20 protein-coding genes are annotated in these 23,355 nt (G+C 39.1%); 3 read left to right on the top strand and 17 right to left on the bottom strand.

Translation table 11 applies throughout. The features are described 5' to 3' along the window. The 11 genes from Q0486_RS04795 to Q0486_RS04845 all read right to left on the bottom strand — a co-directional run. Nucleotides 1-256 (bottom strand): carboxypeptidase-like regulatory domain-containing protein (locus Q0486_RS04795; protein ID WP_299230770.1); only part of this gene is annotated, 256 nt, incomplete at its 3' end. 1,063 nt (nucleotides 257-1,319) lie between these two features. Next, complete coding sequence (locus Q0486_RS04800; protein WP_299230737.1) at nucleotides 1,320-1,826, bottom strand: hypothetical protein; 507 nt, start codon at nucleotides 1,824-1,826, stop codon at nucleotides 1,320-1,322. A 139-nt stretch (nucleotides 1,827-1,965) separates the two neighbouring features. Next, nucleotides 1,966-3,306, bottom strand: a complete 1,341-nt coding sequence (locus tag Q0486_RS04805; protein ID WP_299230738.1) for an ABC transporter substrate-binding protein — start codon at nucleotides 3,304-3,306, stop codon at nucleotides 1,966-1,968. A gap of 13 nt (nucleotides 3,307-3,319) precedes the next feature. Beyond that, entirely contained in the window at nucleotides 3,320-4,111 is a 792-nt protein-coding gene (locus tag Q0486_RS04810) for an ABC transporter permease (RefSeq protein WP_299230739.1), read from the bottom strand. Nucleotides 4,112-4,113: 2 nt separating this feature from the next. Then, nucleotides 4,114-4,914, bottom strand: coding sequence for an ABC transporter permease (locus Q0486_RS04815; protein ID WP_299230740.1), 801 nt, complete (start codon nucleotides 4,912-4,914; stop codon nucleotides 4,114-4,116). Nucleotides 4,915-4,938: 24 nt separating this feature from the next. Next, nucleotides 4,939-6,330, bottom strand: a complete 1,392-nt coding sequence (locus tag Q0486_RS04820; protein ID WP_299230742.1) for an ABC transporter ATP-binding protein — start codon at nucleotides 6,328-6,330, stop codon at nucleotides 4,939-4,941. Nucleotides 6,331-6,527: 197 nt separating this feature from the next. Continuing rightward, entirely contained in the window at nucleotides 6,528-6,794 is a 267-nt protein-coding gene (locus Q0486_RS04825; protein WP_299230744.1) for a PqqD family protein, read from the bottom strand. Between the two features lie 40 nt (nucleotides 6,795-6,834). Continuing rightward, entirely contained in the window at nucleotides 6,835-7,764 is a 930-nt protein-coding gene (locus Q0486_RS04830) for a hypothetical protein (protein WP_299230746.1), read from the bottom strand. A gap of 9 nt (nucleotides 7,765-7,773) precedes the next feature. Further along, nucleotides 7,774-8,229, bottom strand: coding sequence for a S24/S26 family peptidase (locus Q0486_RS04835; protein WP_299230748.1), 456 nt, complete (start codon nucleotides 8,227-8,229; stop codon nucleotides 7,774-7,776). A 2-nt stretch (nucleotides 8,230-8,231) separates the two neighbouring features. Continuing rightward, a complete protein-coding gene (locus Q0486_RS04840; protein WP_299230750.1) occupies nucleotides 8,232-9,899 on the bottom strand; it encodes an ABC transporter ATP-binding protein in 1,668 nt (555 codons plus the stop codon). 13 nt (nucleotides 9,900-9,912) lie between these two features. Beyond that, nucleotides 9,913-10,182, bottom strand: a complete 270-nt coding sequence (locus Q0486_RS04845; protein ID WP_299230752.1) for a hypothetical protein — start codon at nucleotides 10,180-10,182, stop codon at nucleotides 9,913-9,915. Between the two features lie 209 nt (nucleotides 10,183-10,391). Here Q0486_RS04845 and Q0486_RS04850 point away from each other — a divergent pair, with 209 nt between their 5' ends. Together Q0486_RS04850 and Q0486_RS04855 are read left to right on the top strand one after the other, a co-directional pair. Then, entirely contained in the window at nucleotides 10,392-12,902 is a 2,511-nt protein-coding gene (locus Q0486_RS04850; RefSeq protein ID WP_299230754.1) for a Smr/MutS family protein, read from the top strand. Nucleotides 12,903-12,930: 28 nt separating this feature from the next. Then, the gene (locus Q0486_RS04855; protein ID WP_299230756.1) at nucleotides 12,931-14,136 is read left to right on the top strand and encodes an L-serine ammonia-lyase; all 1,206 of its coding nucleotides are present in this window, start codon (nucleotides 12,931-12,933) and stop codon (nucleotides 14,134-14,136) included. 77 nt (nucleotides 14,137-14,213) lie between these two features. Here Q0486_RS04855 and Q0486_RS04860 read toward each other — a convergent pair whose 3' ends face one another. The 6 genes from Q0486_RS04860 to Q0486_RS04885 all read right to left on the bottom strand — a co-directional run bounded on the left by Q0486_RS04860 (nucleotide 14,214) and on the right by Q0486_RS04885 (nucleotide 21,416). Beyond that, nucleotides 14,214-14,678: a MaoC family dehydratase gene (locus Q0486_RS04860; protein ID WP_299230758.1), complete on the bottom strand. Its 465-nt coding sequence runs from the start codon at nucleotides 14,676-14,678 to the stop codon at nucleotides 14,214-14,216. Nucleotides 14,679-14,792: 114 nt separating this feature from the next. After that, nucleotides 14,793-15,005, bottom strand: a complete 213-nt coding sequence (locus Q0486_RS04865; protein ID WP_299230760.1) for a hypothetical protein — start codon at nucleotides 15,003-15,005, stop codon at nucleotides 14,793-14,795. A 29-nt stretch (nucleotides 15,006-15,034) separates the two neighbouring features. Continuing rightward, entirely contained in the window at nucleotides 15,035-15,898 is an 864-nt protein-coding gene (locus Q0486_RS04870; protein ID WP_299230762.1) for a DMT family transporter, read from the bottom strand. Between the two features lie 158 nt (nucleotides 15,899-16,056). Continuing rightward, complete coding sequence (locus Q0486_RS04875; RefSeq protein ID WP_299230764.1) at nucleotides 16,057-17,484, bottom strand: sulfatase; 1,428 nt, start codon at nucleotides 17,482-17,484, stop codon at nucleotides 16,057-16,059. A 2-nt stretch (nucleotides 17,485-17,486) separates the two neighbouring features. Then, nucleotides 17,487-19,853, bottom strand: a complete 2,367-nt coding sequence (locus Q0486_RS04880) for a family 20 glycosylhydrolase (RefSeq protein ID WP_299230766.1) — start codon at nucleotides 19,851-19,853, stop codon at nucleotides 17,487-17,489. An 18-nt stretch (nucleotides 19,854-19,871) separates the two neighbouring features. Further along, a complete protein-coding gene (locus Q0486_RS04885) occupies nucleotides 19,872-21,416 on the bottom strand; it encodes a sulfatase (protein WP_299230772.1) in 1,545 nt (514 codons plus the stop codon). Nucleotides 21,417-22,426: 1,010 nt separating this feature from the next. Between Q0486_RS04885 and Q0486_RS04890 the strand changes: the two genes are divergently transcribed. Continuing rightward, a complete protein-coding gene (locus Q0486_RS04890; RefSeq protein WP_299230768.1) occupies nucleotides 22,427-23,179 on the top strand; it encodes a hypothetical protein in 753 nt (250 codons plus the stop codon). The last annotated feature ends 176 nt before the right edge of the window (nucleotides 23,180-23,355 follow it).

Below are 23,355 nucleotides of genomic sequence, written 5' to 3' on the forward strand. Positions count from 1 at the left end.
TAGAAGTAACCTTAATTTCCTGAGTATTGAAACCAATGTAGGAAATCTGAAGTACGCACTCTGTTGGAACATTCAATGTGAATTTTCCGTCAATGTCGGTAATTGTTCCATTTGTAGTTCCCTTAACCAATACGTTTGCACCGATAATAGGTTCACCTGTTGCGTCGAGAACTTTACCATTAATAGTTTTTTGTTGTAGAATACTTTCTATAGCATCGGCATGAGGTGATGATGATTCATTTGCTGCTACAACCATGCCTGATACAAAAAAAGCTAAAGATGCTCCTGCTATAATTCTAGTCATAGAGCTTGAATAGTTCTTTGCACTTTTCATAAGTATAAGTCATTAGTGTTCCATTAAGATGGAACGAGTTAAAAAATTAATCAAATAGTCCCGTAATCAGTGGATAATATAGACCTTTGTCATCATTGAAATTAGTTTTGTTGAACAGATAACACAAGTGAGTTTTGTCCAACAATGAGATACAGAAAATCTGTAAGGTTTCATATCATATTGGACAATAGCCACAAGACAGTATGAGATAATAGTAACAAGATTTGTATGCAAACAGTATTCTCCGATGTACCTCATAAATTCTTTATATTTAGAATGTTGATTGAACCATTTGAAGAAAAATTAAACCAACAATCATTTCTTATAAAGATTGGCGGTACATAATACTGAAAAATATTTTGCATTAGTCAAAAAAGTGAATTCACAATCATATCCTTCGTCGTAATATTAAACGAGTTTGAATAACTACGGGATTTCTTGTCAGTTCCACTTCAGCATCTGTTAATACATTCTTAAGTATTCTTCACTTCCATTTGTCTTATACTTTAGTTCACTTTGGCTCTGAAAACAAAGAAAAGTATATACTATAAAATTCTTTAAAAGAGCGTAAGTTCTTCCGAACTATAATAAGTATTTTCATCATGGATTGAAAAGTCAAGGATGTTTGTCCGCCTCTCACAAGCTCTCACGATTACCATCATACTTGCAAACATAGCTATTAACTGATTTCTATTCAAAAAAACGGTAAGTTGAGAGAAAACGTATTTATTTTGGAACATAAAAGTCATTAATATCCGACTGTAAAGTTGCAAAATGAAGTCTGTTTCATTTCAGAATACCGTATAATTGACCATATTTCAATAAATTCAAAGAACTATTTATCTACTTTTTTACAGAACTGTAATGATATTAAATATTCATATTATTTATTGTATACGATTGTTACGTAAATCCTTAGCAATCAAAACTATAAAAAGGTTAAAGTCATGATAAATATAGGAATTTAGTACTGTCCAAACCATGACTACTCTTGAGGTACATATTCTTCAATGGAGAATTCGTTTACGGTAAGATTTATCTGTTTCTTACTTGGCTCACATATCATTCTTACAGTCATACCGTCATTGGCTGTAAGAACATAATCATTCATGCCATACTGACTTATCTTATACCACATTCCGTTTTGACCGTATTGTAACTCCACATAACTACTATATGAGATAAAGTTCCAACTTATTTTATACTTTGAAGTTGTTCCTTTGCGGAATACGAAACAGCAGTAATCCTCATCATAATCAACATAATCAAGGTCCGTGATTTCTTCCTTATAAAAATTTAGAACTACTACTGAATCGCCCTGCCTTATATTATTAAGAGTCGTATCAAAGACATACTGCTCTCCTATATGCAGCTTGTCAACAGGTTCATAGACTCTCAAATCATCGTCGGCACTGCATGACGATAAACAAACACACAAAAACACCAGAAAAGGTAATGATGCCATGAATAATACAGATCTTTTTACACTCATATCATAAACATTTATTTCCGGCAAAAATATAATGCGACACTACGTATAAAAAGAAGTTTAGATACACCCGATTGTTTTATCGACAAAATAAAAAAGGGAGGTAAATACCTCCCTTAATATACCTATGAATAGAATAAAATCATCGACGAATATGACATTTGACTCTTCTTTTTCTTCTGCTCTGATTACGTCTGTTCCTATATTTCTCTATCTTTTTATACGAAACATAGATAACCAGCACCAACAATGTAAGAAGAATGAATATCACAAGTCCTCCTCCAAGATTATCTCCCTTGACGTGCGACCACATATCCAGAACAGCCTGTGTCCTCTCTCCTGAATCACGAATAATTGCACAGCGTGACACTACCGCACTGTCAGGATACTGTATCGGATCTATCTGTATATGTCTTGCCTCAGGACCGAAGAAATAAGCCAGATTAGAATATGTTTCAAGAGTTGTATCAATCTTTTCCTCAAGAATCTCAGGTGTGGCAACCGCACTGACATAACCTATGGTTTCCATATTAGCCAATGCCACATCAGGGCGACAAAGATAGTTTATGAAATAGCTTGCAGCCTTCCTGTTGCGTGCATATCGCGGAATAACCCATCCGTCGAACCATACGTTACTTCCTTCTTTCGGCACTTCATATCCCAGCTCCACTCCAATAGCTTCGGCTTCGTCTATTGCCCACACAGCATCACCGCTCCATGTCATATTCAGATATGCCTTGCTTTTGGTCATCATTTCCTTACCGAAATCGGCCTCCCATCCGGCTATGTTAGGTTTCAGATCCTTCAGGTATTTTTCAGCTGTAGCAATAGCCTCAGGAGAATAGTTGTTCATCAGGTCATCAACTTTTATATCGCCCTTTGCCAAGGCTTCACGATTGGCATATATCACAGCCGTTCCGTATGCATCACGATAGCTGTCTTTCATCAGCAGCTTGTTGCGGAACTTGCTATCCCATAAAGAATGCCATGTAGATGCTTCTTCTGTTGATACATATTTCTTATTGTAAAGTATTCCTGCCGTACCCCACATGTATCCTACAGCATATTTCGACGTCGGACGTCCAGGAAGTCCAAGCTTATCCAGCTCGCCACGTACATACGGAGATATATTGTGAATGTAGTTTGGTGTCTTGCCGAAAGCCGTATCTATAGGCAGAAGCAGGTCTTTCACCAGCATTCTCTCGATAATATATTCCGAAGGGCATACCACATCGAAGTCTTCCTTACCGCGTTCTATTTTGGTAAGCATTATTTCGTTTATATCGAATGTCTGATATACAATGCTTATCTCCTCTCCTGTCTGCTCCTTATACCACTCGGGGAAAGCTGCCAGCAGTTCCTCGTCGATATAATCGCCCCAGTTGTAAATCTTCAAGACCTTTTCACGATCCTCGCTGTTATAGCATCCTGTAAGGAATATTGCCGTGAGCAGTGTCAGAAATATTGTATAAAGTCTGTTCATAATCTTTGTATCATTATTTTGCGTTCTTCTTTTCTGCACGGCGGTTTATCATTATAAGCATAAACAGCACTATGAGGAATATAATAGTTGACAACGGACGAAGTTCCGGTGTAAGTCCGCCCTTTCTTGCATCCGAATATATGTATGTAGAAAGAGTCTCAAGCCCTTCGTTTCCTATGGTAAATATGGTTACAGCGAAATCGTCAATTGAAATTGTTACTGCAAGCATGAAACCTGCTATCATTCCGGGCAGAATTTCAGGGATGATGACTTTCCTCAATGCCTGTCCGGGAGTTGCTCCCAGATCGAGCGCAGCCTCGTAAAGGTTAGGGTTCATCTGTTTGAGACGCGGCAACACACTGAGCACTACGTATGGTGTACAGAAAGCTATATGAGCCATGAGCACAGTGCCATATCCCTGATGTATTCCCAACGATACGAAAAGCAGGAACAGGGATACACCCATGATTATATCACCGTTCAATATAGGAATGTTGTTTATGAATGACACAGCCTTACGCTGACGAGCACGCAGGTTGAACATACCTATTGCAGTTATCGTTCCAAGCAGAGTAGATACTACAGCTGTAATCAAGGCTATGGTAATAGTGTTCCAAAGGGCATTTACCAAAGAGTGGTGAGTACCATGAACAAAAAGGTTTTCGTAAAGTTTTGTTGAAAAACCTGTCCAGTTGCCAAGAACTTTAGCCTCCGTGAATGAGTATATCATTATTATAATGATAGGAGAATAAAGCATCAGAAGCAACAGCCACAGATAGCCATGGCATAGGACTTTCTTTATCATGTTTACCATATCGCACCTCCTTCCTTCTCCTGATTGTCGTCAGAAGCAAAAAGAGTGGCGGCACCTATAAGGAACAGCATAATGAGCGAAAGTGCGGCACCGTAGTTCCACATACTGTTGTTAATGTTCTCCTGAATTGTAGTACCGAACAGTTTTATATTGTTCATTGTAAGCACCTCGGCTATGGCAAAAGTAGAAATGGTAGGCATAAACACCATGAGAATGCCGCTTGCCACTCCCGGCATGGACAGCGGAAGTATGGTTTTGGTGAAAACCTGAAAAGGAGTTGCTCCAAGATCCTGTGCCGCCTCGATATAGCTGCGATCCATCTTGACCAGTGTATTGTAGATGGGGTAAATCATAAACGGAATGTAGTTATAAACCATACCGAAAATCAATGCTCCCTCTCCCAGCGGTACACGGAAGAAATCGAACAGTGCCACTGTGGCAAGAGTACGTATCAGAATATTTACCCACATAGGCAGGATGAAAAGCATCACTACTATCTGCGAATAGCCTGACTTTAGCCTGCTCAGAATATATGCTGCCGGATAGCCCAGCAGGATACATATCAGTGTATTTATTATGGCTATACCTATGGAATAGATAAATGTGTTCACAGCCTCCGGATGAGACATGAACTTACTGAAGTTGGCAAAAGTGAAATCCCCCCTCTCGTCAGTAAACGCAAATACCACAATCAATATCAGCGGAAGGACCACAAAGAATGCCGAGAAGATGATGTACGGCAATGTCCAACTCTTACGCGAAGTAAGAAAAATACGAATGTTACTTAGTTTCACCTCGTTTCCTTTTATAGTTAGTTATTAATTTTTTCTGCGTATGGATATGTATTCAGACGGAATGCTGATACCCACATTGTCGCCCTTATCCCATATATCGTTTGTATCGGCATATACAGGCTCATCCCAATCGGAATCGACAGTGATATGGTAATGGTCGCCCTTATAAAGGATGAAGCTTATGCTTCCAGTCAGAGTACCGTCCTCCTGATTGTCGTCAAGCACAATTCCGTCGAAAGGTACTTCCACCAGCACATCCGTACCTGCATCCATGCCTGAAGTAGCTTCCTTACGACACTCAAACTCACAACCGAGGAACTCAACATGAGTTTCATCGATGATTTTTCCTTCGAACGTGTTGCATACCCTTTCTTTCTTCATTATATGTATGTCGTATGGCTTCACCAACAGTCCTACTTCTGATCCTACTTCAAAATGATGATAATCCTGCACAACAAACTCAAATCCGTTTGCAACTACCACCATCTCGTAATGCACACCCTTGAATATGCATGACGTAACCTTACCGCGGAACTGCGCTGATTCGTTTACAGGGAATATGTAAAGATCCTCCGGACGTATAACCACATCCACAGGTGCATTGTCACCAAATCCTTCGTCCACACATTCTGCCTCTACGCCTGCAAAGCTTACTAAGCGGTCGTGTATCATCACTCCATTAAGTATGTTACTCTCACCGATAAAGTCAGCTACAAACGAGTTGACAGGCTCATTATATATATCCATTGGAGTTCCTATCTGCTGAATTCTTCCCTCACTCATCACTACAATGGTGTCACTCAGAGTTAAAGCTTCTTCCTGGTCGTGTGTCACATACACGAACGTAATACCCAGACGCTTGTGCATTTCCTTCAATTCCATCTGCATATCCTTACGCATCTTGAGGTCAAGTGCTGCAAGCGGCTCGTCAAGCAGAAGAACATCAGGTTCATTCACTATGGCACGTGCTATAGCCACACGCTGCTGCTGACCACCGGAAAGCGAGTTTACATCACGATACTCATAATCGCTCATACTCACCATCTTCAGGGCATTCTTCACCTTGCGCATGATTTCATCCTTAGGCATCTTTTTCAGTTTCAGACCGAACGCTATATTGTCGTAAACATTAAGATGAGGAAATAAAGCATATTTCTGGAATACTGTGTTGACAGGACGCTTATGCGGAGGTGTCTGGGTAATCTCTTTACCATTAATTGTTATAACACCTTCCGATGCTGTCTGGAAACCTGCCAACAGACGAAGCAACGTTGTCTTACCACAACCCGAAGGTCCTAATATTGTTACAAACTCGCCCTTGCGTATGTAAAGGTTGATATCGTCAAGAGCAACCTTATCATCGAAGTATTTTGAGACATGGGAAATCTCAATAATATTATTTACCCTTTCTTGCATTTCAATTAAAAACTCTAACTGGCGGCAAATTTACTGCTTTTTTGCATAAATAAACGTCGAAAGGCGATTTTTATGCTAAAAAAATAAGATATTACGTAAATATATACTTAAATATTAAATATATATTGCAAAAAAATACATGTATTCCAATTTATAAAGAGATACATGCATATACTAAAGTCTTAACCTAATCTTTACTATTCAACAAGACCTATTGATATCCAGTTATCTAAAAGACGGCGTGCATCCTGAAGCGCAACACTTCGTTCGATATCATATCTGTCCAACAATAAATCAACCATTGTTTCCAAATCAAACTCCCTGTTTGATATGTGTTCCCAAATATAAGCAGCAGATGTGTTAAGTGTAACTATTTTATTGAAATCTATTTGTTCCAACCCTTCTCCAGAAACTATTTTTTCACCTGCTAATTCACGCAGTACAAATCCTTTCTTAATTCTCATTTTATTATAGTTTTAAATATTGACTTTATTGTAATATAAATTATTTTTTTACAGCATCATGACATAAAAATGCAGCGTCTGCATCAGGAAGACATTCCAAATGAAAAACCCCTACTGATTGAATAATGCCTGATAAAGTTTTATGAAGTCCGTCAGCCATTACCCTGTCCCATCTCATTGATGAAGCCGATGGCGATAGTGCGGCGTAAGCCTGAATTCCCGACAACCGTCTGATGAAATTATGTGGAGCCTGACTAAGTCTGACCACAGCTCCAAGAGGAGCTTTTTCATTGCGATAACAAGGTGTCTTACCACTCCATGGCGAACCGTACACCATTACACAACCGCCTTTTTCAATCTTTACTACAGGATTATCATCATTAAGCAACCACGAATCAGGAATATTGTTGAGCCATAACCTTGTATGTGTACTTTTCCCAGTTCCGCTCTTTCCCAAAAACACATATCCTTTGCCATCTGCTACGGCTACTGAGGCATGGATAAGAAGTGTATTTCTAGTAGCTGTAAACAAGGCATAAAGCAACATCAGCGCATTATTTAACACAAACAGTTTGTGTCTGCCACCATTACATGCTCCTGTATACAGCCTACAATAAGCATTTCCGTTGTCTATAACAAGGAGTCCACCCTGTTCCTTCATTTCACGATTCAACGAAATAAGAAAGATTCTTTCACCGTTGCCACCTAACATAACAGATATAAAGGCGGTATCATTATCGAACTCAGCCAATAAATCTGAATTATTCATCAGTTCCTTTCCTTCCAATTCAATATCCAACTCCAGACAAAATACACTGTCGGATACACTTTCCGGAGAAAAGCCATCCACACATATTTCACTTTCCAAAAATGGTTTGTAATTGTCCAAAGATGATAAAAATCCGGACTTTTCAGGAATACTCAAGTAAAACCTGTGTCCACCTACTATGTATGAATAAAGTTTATTCATCCTTCTATCCTATATAAGTTTAATTAAAAGTCGTTTGTATAAAGCTAAAAGATAACGCCGTACAGGCAGCATTTGTCGCCAGATACGCCACATAGTAATCCACAATTTTGAATCGGGATTGTATCTACGTCCGCGTCTGATAACAGTTACCGTCTTTCCACAAAGTCTATCTGAATGACAATGCTCCATTCCGCGGATATTTCCATCACCCATTAACGTCACAATACCTGTATCTGATATAGCAATAATCCTATGAAGCACATACGTCCCACTGTCCAGATGCGCCAAAGCAATATCACCTACCTGTGGCTTTCCGTATGGCTTTAATACTACACTATCCCTCTCACCAACAATAAACGGTAACATACTGTTACCTTTTGTCATAATTGTGACAGCAGTGCCCTGCAAAAGAAGCCTCTCAACCTCACCCATCAATATTTCATTCGGCAATATAAGTTTCTTCATAATCATGTTCTGCTAACATGTACCACATTTTCACATCTTTCTGCTATCTCCTTGCGATGAGTAATAAATACAAGCGTCTTACTTGTATAGTTTTCCGTCAGCCTGTCCATAAGTCTACTCTCTGTTTCGGCATCGAGAGCTGAAGTAAACTCATCAAGAAGCATTATACGGCCTTCACTGAGCAATGCTCTGGCTATGGCTATGCGTTGGGCCTGACCTTCACTCAGTCCTTCTCCACCTTCGCCGCACTTAGTATCGAGATCATTAGGTAAATCATAAACAAACTCTGCAGCAGCCATGTAAAGAGCATTTCTGATAACATCATCAGAAAGATTCTTCTTTCCGCCGATAAGATTCTCACGGATTGTTGCACTGAGAAGGCTATTTCCCTGAGGAACATATACTATTCCACTCCTGAACCGTGCAGAAGCATCAGCACAACTACCGTCTTCTGAATAAAGTATGACATTACCACTTTCGGGCTTAAGCAAACCAAGCATCAAACGCATCATTGTACTCTTTCCTGCACCCGTCTCGCCCATAATGGCTGTAGAAGTTCCAGGCCGGAAATCGTGTGTAAAATTCTGGAATATCTTTCTGTTTGCATCAGGATAGCCAAATGTTACATTCTCCAACCTTATTCCATCAGGAATGAATGTCTGGTCATCATCAGTCAAAAGAGTATCTTCCTGCTCGGAATCGTATATTTCCATTAATCTCTCTGCCGAAGCCATGGCATGTATAATCGCAGGCAGTCGACGGCTCATATCGGCTGTTGGACGTTGAATCTGACCTACAAGCTGAAGAAAAGCCGACAACATACCAAATGTAACCACACCATCCTGCATACGGTGTACTCCCCAAATAAAGGCTGTAAGATAACCAGTTCCGAAACCTGTCATCATGGCAGCACGCGACGACATACTGAACTTGTTCCTTTTCATCACCTTTTCCATAAGAGCATCCTGCGAATTCAAAAGGCGGTTCATTACATATTCCACCCTCCCAAGTGCTATTATGACTATACGTCTTTGAAGAGACTCCTGCAAAACAGATTGCACCTTAGAATCGGATCTACGTATTTCTATTGTGAGTTTTTTAATCCGCCGTGCCATAATTGCGGCTAAAACCATAAACACAGGCAATATACAAAGTATAACCCATGCCAGCACAGGGTTCATAGTCCATAAAAAGACAAATGCTGCTACAAGTTGTACCATAGTAACCAACGCTCCGGGAACAAGGTGACACAGTGTGTCGGCAATAACCCTGACATCTTCTTCCAGACGGTTGACCACATCTCCCGTATGCCATCTTTCCTTTCCATTCCATCTGGCATTCAGTGCCCGGACAAACACACGACTACGTAAAGCATTACGTATTCCGGCTTCGGCCCTAACATCAATATATCCCTGAGACACAGAACACAGAATTTCCGCAGCGAGTGCAAAAACTAGTAATAAGGCATATTTAGTAAGGTTTCCACCGGATCCGACAGCCATATCTATCATCTCCTTACTAATCCAGATAAAAGAAAGAGAAGCAACAATTCTTATAACCCCTAATAGCACAGAAGCAGACACCGGGATTCTATATCCTGATGTCTGCCTATACATCCACGAGGCTGTAGCCATTGCACTGCCCAATATCTTACTGTCCAAATATTTCATGTAATAAACAGGTTCACCAACGTGTTATTCCTATATCCTGCCAATGATTCATCAACACAAGGGCCTCCTCTAAAGCACGTGTATAGTCCATCCCAAACTCACTACACAGCATACTCGCCAAAGTATCTTCGTCGAATTCATCCTGACCTATCTCCCTGATAAGAAATACTGCCTCATCGCTAAGAGGAGTAAGCATGTCATATTCCGACGCTTCCATTCCTTCACCACCCAGAATATATCCATCGGGACCTTTTTCTATTTCTATATCTTTCTTAAGTTTCATTTATCAATATACCCATATTCTTCGCGATGCAAAGTTAGTCATTTTATTCTGATATTGCAAACTGACAAAGTACGCTTATCGTATTATCAGTCATAGTTATATCTAATATAACAGATGCAATCAAATTATTGTTTTCTTTTTTTGAAATACAACTGCATTGTAGTACCTTTGTCAACAATTTAAAACAGCATAAAATACAATATACAGACATGATATATCCTCTGAATTTTGAGCAGAAAATAGGATTCGACCAGATACGCACACTCATAAAAAACAAATGTCTATGTACCTTGGGGCATGAAAAGGTAGACGAAATGAGTTTCTCCGACGATTTCGACAATGTTAATTCATTACTGGACCAGGTGACTGAGTTCATGCAGATAATACAAGGTGAGAATGAATTCCCTAGCCAGAATTTCTTCGATGTACGCCCATCACTAAAAAAAATCAGAATTGAAGGTATGTACATGAACGAAGCGGAACTGTTCGACCTGCGACGCTCGCTGGAAACTATCAGAGAGATAATTCTCTTCTTGCAGAAAGATGACGAGACGGATGATGACGGCAATTACACCAACAACCACTACCCCAACCTGAGAAAGTTGGCTGAAGACATCATGGTTTTCCCTCAGCTAACTGCAAAAATCAATAATATACTCGACAAATTCGGCAAAATAAAGGACAACGCATCACCTGAGCTGCTCAACATCAGACGCGAACTGGCATCTACAGCCGGAAGCATATCACGCAGCCTTAACTCAATCCTCAGACAAGCACAGTCAGAAGGATATGTTGACAAGGACGTAACTCCTACTGTACGCGACGGACGACTGGTGATACCTGTAGCACCTGGTATGAAAAGAAAAATCAGAGGTATTGTTCACGACGAGTCAGCTACAGGAAAAACCGTATTCATTGAACCTGCCGAAGTTGTAGAGGCAAACAACAGAATCAGAGAGCTGGAAGGTGAAGAAAGAAGAGAAATAATAAGAATCCTGACTGAATTCTCAAAAGAGATACGTCCGCACGTTCCTGCCATAATGGTATCATACGAGTTCCTTGCAAAAATCGATTTCATCAGAGCCAAGGCTTTGTTCAGTATAGATATCAAGGCTTCAAAACCTGCAATGGAGAACAGTAGGACAATAGATTGGTTTGATGCCATACATCCGCTACTGAGAATAAATCTGGAGAAACATAATAAAAAAGTAGTACCTCTGGAAATAGCACTTAACAGCAAGGACAGAATTTTGCTAATTTCCGGGCCTAATGCCGGAGGTAAATCCGTGTGTCTGAAAACAGTAGGACTGCTGCAGTATATGCTGCAATGCGGAATACCAGTACCTATGAACGAGCGTAGTCATGCAGGAATATTCAGCAGCATATTTATCGACATAGGTGACGAACAGAGTATTGAAGATGACCTGAGTACATACTCTTCTCACCTAACGAACATGAAAAATATGATGAAATACTGCAACGACAGCAGTATCATCCTGATAGACGAGTTCGGTGGCGGTACAGAACCACAGATAGGCGGTGCGATAGCAGAAGCAGTATTGAAACGATTCAACAACAAGAAGACATTCGGAGTAATAACCACTCACTATCAGAACCTGAAGCATTTTGCCGAGAATAACGAAGGAGTTATAAACGGTGCCATGCTGTACGACCGTCATGAGATGAGAGCACTGTTCCAGCTTCAGATTGGTAATCCGGGAAGTTCTTTTGCTGTTGAAATAGCACGTAAGATAGGATTACCGGAAGATGTTATAGCCGATGCCTCTGAAATAGTAGGTAGCGAATACATTCAAAGCGACAAATACCTACAAGACATAGTGCGCGACAAACGTTACTGGGAAACAAAACGCCAAAACATACGCAAGCGTGAAAAACAGATGGAAGATACCATTTCACGCTATGAAAAGGAAATGGAGGAACTGGCAAAGAGCAGAAAGGAAATCCTGAAAAAAGCCAAGGAAGAGGCTGAAAAGATTCTGCAGGAATCGAATGCACGCATAGAAAACACCATACGTACAATCAAAGAGGCACAAGCAGAGAAAGAACGTACCCGTCTGGCAAGACAGGAACTTACAGACTTCAGACGAGAAGTGGAAGAACTGGAAAAGGCGGCCATGGAAGAGAAGATAGCCCAAAAGATGGAAAAACTTAGGGAAAAACAGGAACGCCGCAAGGAAAAGAAAGAAAAGAAAGCAAACGAAACTAAAGAGCCTGTCATTCCTAAAGTGAAACCTATCAACACGGGCGACTATGTACGCATAAAGGGACAGACAAGTACCGGACAGGTGATGGAGATAAACGGCAAGAATGCAGTAGTAATGTTCGGACTTATGAAGACAAATGTCAAGACAGAACGTTTGGAACATGCTGATGCACCTAAGCCAACTGCCACATCTCCGGCTAAGGCCAGCTTCGTAAGCAGTGCTACACAAAGTAGAATGTACGACAAGAAGCTTAACTTCAAACACGAGATAGACGTAAGAGGTATGAGAGGAGACGAAGCAATACAGGCTGTGACATACTTTATAGATGATGCCATTCTTGTGGGAGCAAAAAATGTGAGAATCCTCCACGGCACAGGTTCCGGAATACTACGTACATTGATCAGACAATATCTGGCAACAGTTCCTGGAGTATCAAGTTTCCACGATGAGCACGTACAGTTCGGTGGAGCGGGAATAACAGTAGTAAATATTTGAATACATAACAAACAAGATAACAACAAAGATGAAATCAATTAAAGAACTATATAGAATAGGTACAGGCCCATCAAGCAGCCACACAATGGGACCACGCAAAGCAGCCGAGATGTTCCTGGAAAGACATCCGGAAGCTGCATCGTTTCAAGTAATATTGTATGGAAGTCTTGCCGCAACAGGCAAAGGACACATGACAGACGTAGCCATACTAGACACACTACAACCACATGCACCTGTAGAATTAATATGGAAATCGCATGTATTCCTTCCTTTTCATCCCAACGGAATGACATTCAAGGCACTGAATGCCAACAAGCAAGTGACAGACGAATGGACCGTGTTCAGTGTAGGCGGTGGAGCACTGGCAGAAGAAGGAAAAGGACGAACAGTATCAAAAGATATTTACGACATGAAAAGCATGAGCGAAATACTGGCGTGGTGCAAACATACAGGTAAAAGCTACTGGGAATATGTAGAACAGTGCGAAGGTCCTGAAATATGGGATTATCTGGCCGAGGTATGGGAAACCATGAAAGCAGCCATAGACAGAGGTCTGGATGCAGAAGGCGTACTTCCCGGTCCTCTCAATCTGCCCAGAAAAGCCTCGTCATATTACATACGCGCCAAGGGTTACAAGGATTCACTACGCTCACGCGGCCTGGTATTTGCATACGCACTTGCTGTAAGCGAAGAAAACGCTTCAGGAGGAAAGATAGTAACAGCTCCTACATGCGGTTCGTGCGGAGTAGTTCCGGCAGTGCTTAAACATTTGCAGGAAAGCCGTGATTTCAGTGATGCAAGAATACTGCGTGCACTAGCCACTGCCGGTCTGGTGGGAAACATTGTAAAACACAACGCTTCAATCTCAGGAGCAGAAGCAGGATGTCAGGCTGAGGTTGGTGTGGCATGTTCCATGGCATCGGCAGCTGCAAGCCAATTATTCGGCGGAAGTCCTGCACAGATTGAATACTCAGCCGAAATGGGGCTTGAACATCACTTGGGAATGACTTGCGACCCTGTATGCGGACTAGTACAGATACCATGTATAGAAAGAAACGCATACGCAGCGGCAAGAGCACTCGATGCAAATATATACTCTGCCTTTACCGACGGACACCACCGTGTATCGTTCGACAAAGTAGTTGAAGTGATGAAACAGACAGGTCATGACCTGCCGTCGCTCTACAAGGAAACAAGCGAAGGAGGTCTGGCTAAGAACTACCAACAGATGTAAGAAGACTTGAAAACAGAAAATAACAAAGGGTTAAATAGTCCGGGAGCCGAACTGTTTAACCCTTAATTTATGACTTATTAATTGAAATAATAAAGGAATGTAGCCACTCCTTCAAGAGCTTTCTTCTTCTGATCCTTAATCTCTATAGAGAATTTTATCTCAGCCTTGGCTACCCCACGAAGATTAACCAACGACTGTAAATCTGCAACAAGACGAACGCTCTGTCCAGAAAGCACAGCCTGACCGAATTTCATCTTGTCCATTCCGTAGTTAACCATCATCTTGAGGTTGTTCACTTCTATAATTTCATTCCATAGATACGGAAGCAAAGACAATGTAAGATAACCGTGTACTATAGTACTTTTATATGGGCTCTCTACTTTAGCCTTTTCAACATCTACATGTATCCACTGATGATCCAAAGTTGCGTCAGCAAACTGGTTTATGCGTTCCTGAGGAATTTCCAACCATTCAGAAACACCTATCTGCTTGCCTACCAACTTCTCAAATTCTTCATAAGAATTGATTATAACTTTTTCCATAATATATAATTCATTAATATTTAAACATTTAGGCAGCAAAGATACTAAAACTTACCAAAAACGAGTAGTAAAGAAACAATTATTACACAAAAAAACGGATTTTGTGCAATAAATTCATACATATTTACTACTCAACCTCTTTGGAGAGCCGTGCCAAGAACACCCCAAACAATAAACCTCAGTAAGATTGAAACCTTCAAGGCCCTCTTCAGGATATTTAGCCACTATATTATGATTTTCATCCACATATACAAGTCGGCGTTCACCACCTGCATTCTTTACATACATAGATGATATTTTACATTGAGGACAAAGTAGTTTCTTCATAATCGATTCGATATTAGTATTATATTTAATTACCTCTTTAGTATTATAATAGTTACAGCCGAAATTATAAGTATTATACCGACTGCTATAGTAAAAGTAAAAGTCTCACCAAAAATCGCTATACCCACAATTACCGCAGTTACCGGCTCCATAGCCCCCAATACAGATGTCTGGGTAGCTCCAATGTACTTTATAGCCTCTATTAAAGTCAGATTTGACACAATAGTAGGTATTATGGCAAGCAACAGCAAGTTACCAGCAGTAGTTACATCCGGTATAGTGTGCAAATTTCCAGTTGAAGACATTCCCACAAGCAATATCACTGTACTGAAAAGAAACACATAAAAAGTAAGTTTCAGTCCTTTCAGGTTTTGGTTCTTGCGTTGACCAACCGTAACAAGATATAAGGCATAACCCACTGCCGATATCAACACTATGATCACTCCCAACATATTAGTTTCACCTTGCGAATCGGAATACGAAAGTGCATACACCCCTCCTATCGCCATCAGGATAGCCAACGTGCGAAACAGTGAATTCTTTTCGTGGAAGAAAAGCATCATGACAAGAGTCGTTATCACAGGATACATAAAATGTATTGTAGTAGCCACCCCCGACGGCATAAACTTATATCCCCACAACAAGAATACGGAAGAAATCAGATAAAAAAATGAAAGCAGCAAGAGCGTTGGCAAATCCGATTTTTCTATACCGAAAGAAACCTTCCTGATTTTCAGAAGAACAGCCAGTGCTATTGTTGCAAAAAGGAATCTGTAGGAAATGACATTCATAAAGTCCATGCCATGTTGCATGGCAGGAATGGCAAAAAGCGGAATCAATCCAAACGATGCAGATGATATTATACCATAAAGTAGTCCGTTTAATTTATTCATTGCAATATATATAATATAAAATAGCGAAAACGGCTGCAAAGATAACAATTTTACATCAATTCCGACACACTAATCAAGCCCTATAAACTTCAATGACAGATAATATCCCGGGAAGTTGTATAGGGCTTGATTTTTTTAGTAATAAAATAACTGAACAGTTATTTTTTCGCCGGATGACCTGGTTCTCTACGTTCAGCTCCTTTTTTGCGCGTAAGATTATCTCCAAGTTCTTCACGCATTTTATCCGCAATACGATTGAGCTTTATAACCCGTTCAGGGTACTGTGAAATAACGTTGTACCTTTCTCCCGGATCACGACGCAAGTCATACAATTCCGGTTTTTCCACTTCTATTACAGTAAGTTTTCCTGGTTGTCCGTCATTACCTGGTTCATATGCCCCATATGTAACGTATTTATGTGAATACACAAGTTTAAATTCCCCGTCTGTCACAGCTTCAAGATCGTTCTTATTAAGATAGTAAACAAAAGACTCACGTGGATTTGCACTATCATCACCTTTGATAAGCGGAAGAATACTCACACCGTCTATCTTTTTCTGCGGAAGAGGAGCACCTGAAATTTCCGCAAATGTAGGGAATAAATCTATATTTGAAGCCAGCTTATTGCATATTGTGCCCGGTTTGGTATGTCCCTTCCAATACATGATACTAGGAATACGATTTCCGCCATCGAAGGTTGTAGCTTTCGCCTCACGAAGTCCCCCCGCAGAGCCTGCATGATTTCCATAGTTCGCCCACGGACCATTATCAGAGGTTAGTACCACAAGAGTTTTTTCCATAAGTCCATTATCCTCCAAAGTCTTCAGAACCTGACCTACACTCCAGTCTATTTCCATCATAACGTCACCAAAAAGTCCCTGCTCACTCTTTCCTTTAAACTTGTCTGATACAGCAAGCGGTACATGAGGCATTGAATGTGCCAGATAGAGGAAAAACGGCTGTTTACGGTTTTTCTTTATGAAGTTTATTGCTCTGTCTGTGTAATCTGTAGTAAACTTAGTCTGGTCTGTATTATAACCTACGACTTTATTGCCATCTATAGTCGGCAAATCAGGAAAATTGAACACTTCTCCTTGTTGTGGATGATAAGGCCACATGTCATTAGAATATGGCAGTCCATAGTATTCATCAAAACCATTCTGGAGAGGCAGAAATTCATGAGCATCTCCCAAATGCCATTTTCCGAAGATAGCAGTAGCATATCCTTTCTGCTTCAAGAGTTCTCCCATTGTCATTTCGTCCTGATGTATTCCATAATCAGAATTCGGGCCGGGAGCTCCGGCAAAACCTATACGATTAGGATAACATCCTGTCATCAGACCTGCACGAGAAGCCCCACTTATAGGCTGACAAGCAAGAAAATGTGTAAACCTTACACCTTGAGATGCCATATTATCTATATTCGGAGTTTTATAACCGTATGCTCCATTGCATGAGAAATCTCCAAATCCCACATCATCAAGATTTATAAGAACAATATTTGTGTAATCCTGTGCAAGCACAGGCAATGCCAATCCTCCAACAAACAACGTAGAAAGGAAATGTTTTTTTACTTCAAATTCCATAATCAGTTATATTTAATGTTTTCTTTCGATATATTTGTCCATTTCTTATCGCCATATTTTCTTATCATCACGGCGCCATTATTTCTCTGCTGTGAATTCCAACCACCTATAAAATTGGAAATCTGTTCAACCTTTATTTTATGCCAACCTTGCTTAAGAGACATGGATTTGCCATACTTAGAATTTATCTGAGGCTTTCCGTCGTTATCTACAGCAATATAATCGCCAACGGTTATTCTGGTATTATTAGACGAGAACTCATATATACCGCTTTCAGAAACATAGAAAAATCCTTCTGCTACTGCCGCATAAAACTCTACATTGGAATATTTGTTTTTTCTAAGTCTGACTATAGGTTCTATTGATGTCAGAACGCTGTCTTTCCATTCTTTTATTTCACCCAATTCACTGACATACATACATCTGTGAGGTGCAAAACGAAGTTTCAAACCGCTATGTACCGGCTCATCTGATGTGTCAGGCTCCTTGTATGACTGACGCTCGACAAAAACATCTCTTACGATACTCATTTTTCCTGACGGCAGGACACTTCTTATTTTAATGGTACACGTTTTGTCAATCATAATCGGTTCAGAATATACCGGCGAATCAAGACCCGGTTCTGTACCATCTGTTGTATATACCATTTTCATTGGTCTGGAAGTGTCAAAAGAAACATTGACAACATCTGTAAACGCTAGGTGATTTCTGCAAAAATCCGGTTGTTCAGGTAAAGGTATATGATAATTGATATCGTGACAATCCATCCTTACCGCCATATTGTTCAGTCGCCGTGAGAAGTCGTCAAAATTCTTCTTCTCATCTTCTGTCCACCCTGTTTCTGCAACTGCAAAAATTCTAGGATATACACGATACTCAACTATATCTTCTGTATACATACATTCTGTCCAAGCATTGGCCTGTACTCCCAAAATATATTTTTCTTTTCCCATTCTGACCAATGTATCTGGCACCGGATTATAGTTATATGATTTCACAATAGGAGCATATGCTCCCCAAGCAAAAAGTTCAGCCTGCGAATTTCCCTGATAATGGTCTAGATACATACCGCCGCTTGTTGGTGTCATTATCACATTATGATCCATAAGAGCCGAAGCTATACCACCTTTTTCACCACGCCATGACATGACTGTAGCTTCAGGCGCCAAACCACCTTGAAGAATTTCATCCCAACCAATCATTTTCTTTCCGTATTTTTTGAGAATCTGTTCGCATCGTGATATTGCATAACTCTGTAACTTATCCTCAGCGGTATGTTCCTTATCATCAAAAAGACCCTCCTCTTTTATTCTCCTTTGGCAATTAGGACATATTTCCCACACTTTTTTAGGACATTCGTCTCCGCCTATATGGAAATACTCACTAGGAAACAGAGTACTCATTTCGGCAAACACTCCATCAAGCAATTCAAACATATCTTCTTTTCCAGGGCAGAAGACAACAGGGAATGGTCCCCACCTGCTCATTACATCATACTTCTCGCCTGTACACGAAAGTTCAGGATAGGAAGCAATAGCGGCAAGTGAATGTCCCGGAACATCTATCTCAGGTATTATATTTATGAATCTGTCCTGAGCATATTCTACCAGCTCCTTAATTTCTTCCTGAGTATAATATCCTGAATAAACATTGCCATACTCATCTATACGGGTCCCTCCAATTTCTGTCAGTTTAGGGTATTTCTTTATTTCAATTCTCCATCCCTGAAAATCAGTGAGATGAAGGTGAAGATTATTTATCTTGACCAAAGCAAGCATATCAATATGTTTCTTAAGTCCTTCGACAGATATAAAGTGTCTTGCCACATCAAGCATCAATCCTCTGTATTTAAAACGCGGACTGTCCTTAATCTCAATTACCGGTGCTGTCCACTCAGCATTATATATTTTGCTGGAAGATTCTATTTCGGCTGGAAGCAGTTGCATAAACGTAGCCATACCATAAAAAATTCCCTTAAGTGTAGAAGCCTTAATGTCTACACCATTTTCCTTTACAGAAAGTGTATATGACTCGGCAGCCAGCCTGTTGTCAAGGTCTTTTCCTATATTACTGTCAATAGACAGGCTTATGGAATTGTTCGAGTATTTGCCCGTAACCTTAATATCAAAACCAGTTGAAGCCTGTATTTTTTGGGAGTAGAAATCGGCAACATTACTCAGCGAGTCGTCAGATATGATAATCCTGGTATTATTGTCAATGGTAAATTTTCCATTCCCCAATTGCATATTCTGTGGCATTGGAATGATATTGACACCATGGTTGTATTCCTTTTCTGAAAGAATGTTTTTACTGCCACAACCACATAATAATATACAGAAGCAAGTTATAATAAAATACTTTTGTCTCATTTTGATTCCAACATTAAATTATAACAATCCTTCTTTCTTGAGTATCTGCATCATACGTTCAGAACCTTTATCTGTATCACCTGTCTCTTCACGCAATCTCATCATCTCTTTTTTCATTTCCTTTATTATTGATGCATACTCCTTGTCATTGTATGCATTATGATTTTCTTTAGGATCTTTCTGCAAATCATAGAACTCCCATGAAGGCTCGGATACATAGTCAGACGAACCGGTCATGTTCAGCCTGTCTCCATATATGAATATCAGCTTATACCTGTCATTCCTAACACCGATATGTGCCGGACGTATCTCATGCTGGGTCCAATACCTGTAATATATACTTTTCCGCCAGTCTTTTGCCGAACCTGAAACCAGAATATCCTTGAAGCTTTTTCCCTGATTACCCTCAGGAGCATTGACACCGGCAAAATCAGACAATGTAGAAGCAAAATCCACATTCAGAATAAGCTCTTCAACTCTTTGTCCTGCCGGAATCTGTTTAGGATAGCAGATAACAAAAGGCATACGTGCCGCTTCTTCATAAAACATCCTCTTGTCAAAGAAACCATGTTCTCCTAAAAAATATCCCTGATCTGCCACGTAAACTACAATAGTATTATCTGAAATACCCATTTCATCAAGAGCATCCAACAGCTTTCCTATATTATCATCCACAGTAGCCGCACAACGCAGATAATCCCTTATCAACTTCTGATAAGCAGCTTTTCTTGCTGCAATTTTCCCCATTCCTTTCACACTGAAAGGCAATTCAGGATATCTACACCACCATTTGTCCGGATCGGCAGAAGCTGTTTCCCAACGCCTGATCATCTCTTCAAGCGGCTGTCCCTGGAAGGTTCTTCCATTAGTCTCTTTTCCCCAATCAAACAGATTTTCCGGTTCAGGGAAAGTCACTCCATCATACAGATGACGCATGCGTTCAGGGAAATCATAAGGTTCATGAGTTGCCTTAAAATGACAACACATCAGGAATGGCTTATTCCTGTCCTGTTTTTTCATCCATTTTATAGCCTTATCCGTCACAATATCAGTAGAGAATCCTCTTTCTCTGACACCAAAATTTATATTCCCCGGCCATGGTCTGTCGCTGTTCTTGAATGTCGGGTCCCTATATTCACCCTGGTCATGGAATACTGAATAATAATCAAACCCTTGAGGCTGAGACTTTAAATGCCATTTTCCTACAAGGGCAGTACTGTATCCTGCTTTTTGAAACTCTTTTGCAAAAGTAGGAATTGACACATCAAGTGAATCATCCAAAGTATATACGCCATTCCTATGACTGTATCTACCAGTCAAGATTGCCGCCCTACTAGGTACTGAAATAGAGTTAGTACAGAAACAATTGTCAAGAACTGCTCCTTCCCTTGCTATCCTCTGGATATTATCAGTCTGAGCATATTCGGCAAGCACACCTCCATAGATTCCCCATGTCTGAGAAGTATGATCATCACTCAATATAAAAAGAATATTTGGGCGGTCAGACTTTACCTGAACATCATCGGCTGCTATTGTAACTTGCGCCAACAATGAAATCCCCATAAATAAAATTGATTTTGTTTCCATAAAAAGATTTATAGTATTATAATTCTCAGTTAATTGATTTCGACTGTAAATGTAATACAAATAAAATTTAGTGCTACAATAAAATTTAAGTATAATACATTTTTAAACATTAGTTTATAAAGATTTAAATAGTATCACACTAATTTATTAGTTTGATTAAACTTTTTCTTACAAGATGATTTCAACCATATTTTCGTAACATTACTTTTTGTCAAAATGACATATTCCCTTGCCTGGAATCGTAAAATCAAATCCGATACCCAAATCATTTCAGAAATAAAGATTCTCACACAGATTCCCAAATTCATAATGAAAGTTATTTCTTCCTATTACAAAATAATTATCAAACACAACAGACTTATCTAAACACAAATAATAAATATAAGCTGATTAAAATAACATAATAACAAAAAGGAACAATTATATCAGGAATCAAATCTGGAGATAAAAACAACGATTTTTCATACATTTTATACCCAAAATCAAAGTGTCCCAAAACTTTGCATAAAACGACAGGACATTCAAATCAATATTTCAGCACATTTTTGATGAAATAACATGTCATTTTTATAGTTATAATTCTTAATTAACAAGAGAGATTTAACAATTCAACGACATTTAATTACTATATAAAAAAACACAAACAAGTTCCAAATTAACAATACATTCTATTTTGATAAAATCATTTCATTACACGGATAGGAAAAATGCCATAAAACAATCAATATAACATATAATACGCAAGTTTTCTTACTTTTTGTACAAAGAATACTCATAACATAATAATAAACCTATTATATATCTGAATATTGTTTATTCAAACCTTAGAAAACAAATATTGATTTTTTAGACTACTCTTATGCCTCTGCTGCATAATAAATTCTTATCTTTGAAAAGAAATCAAATAAACATTATTTTTGCGAAGAATATTTACCTTTTATCCAACCAACTTAGGAACACATTAAGTAATTTATAATCAATAATATATGGAAATAGAAAATTTAATTATTGAATGTTCCAAAAAGTATCCTACAAGTTGTAGAAGAGCACCTTTTAATGTTGTATCCTACCGTCTGAATTATTTATCAAATCCTGAAGATAAAAAACTGATAGATTCATTGCTTACAAAAGCAGAATATTTAGCGAAGAAGGTTAATCCCGGTACAGCTAATGACTCTTCACACAAAAGAGATAATAAACGAATTTTAGCTAATTGCATAGCTGGTGTTGTTTCTGAATATTTTTGGAAACAATATCTAAACAGTGACGATGAAATTGTCTCAGAAACAGAATTTGACGATGCAGCCAAACAGATAGATTTAAAAGTTATTTCTAATAATAAAAAAATAGAGGTAAGATCTTCATTCCCAAGAAAAGGAATTGAATTTGCTATATGTCATCCAATACATCAATTTGATATACTAGGTCCATATAGCAATAATTATAAACCAGGAGAAATACAAAAAGATTATTACGTAAGAACCTTGTTTCACTTAGATAATCCGATTGATATTATTGAAAGAATAAAACAAGATAGTTTTCCTGTATATCTTACTGGAGGAGCTACATGGGGAATGATGGTTAATAATAAATATTCAAAGAATAAAAATCTTGTTCCTGAAAATGACTGGTTTAATATAGAAAAAACTACCTCCTATAGGGTTGTACCGTTTAGTAATGCTGCTGATAGTATCCAGATTAAAAGAGCAATTACAGAAAATTTAGATGTTAAATATTAGCTATTGCAATGAAATACATATAAATTATATAACACCAGAGAAACAAATTCAATGAATATTGAATCTTTTTAAATAAAATCACAAAAAAAAGCTCCATAATCAATTGATTATAGAGCTTTTTTGCGGAAGCTGGGGGATTCGAACCCCCGGTACGGTTACCCGTACGTCAGTTTAGC

Source organism: uncultured Bacteroides sp. (assembly GCF_937912035.1).
Lineage (GTDB): Bacteria > Bacteroidota > Bacteroidia > Bacteroidales > Bacteroidaceae > Phocaeicola.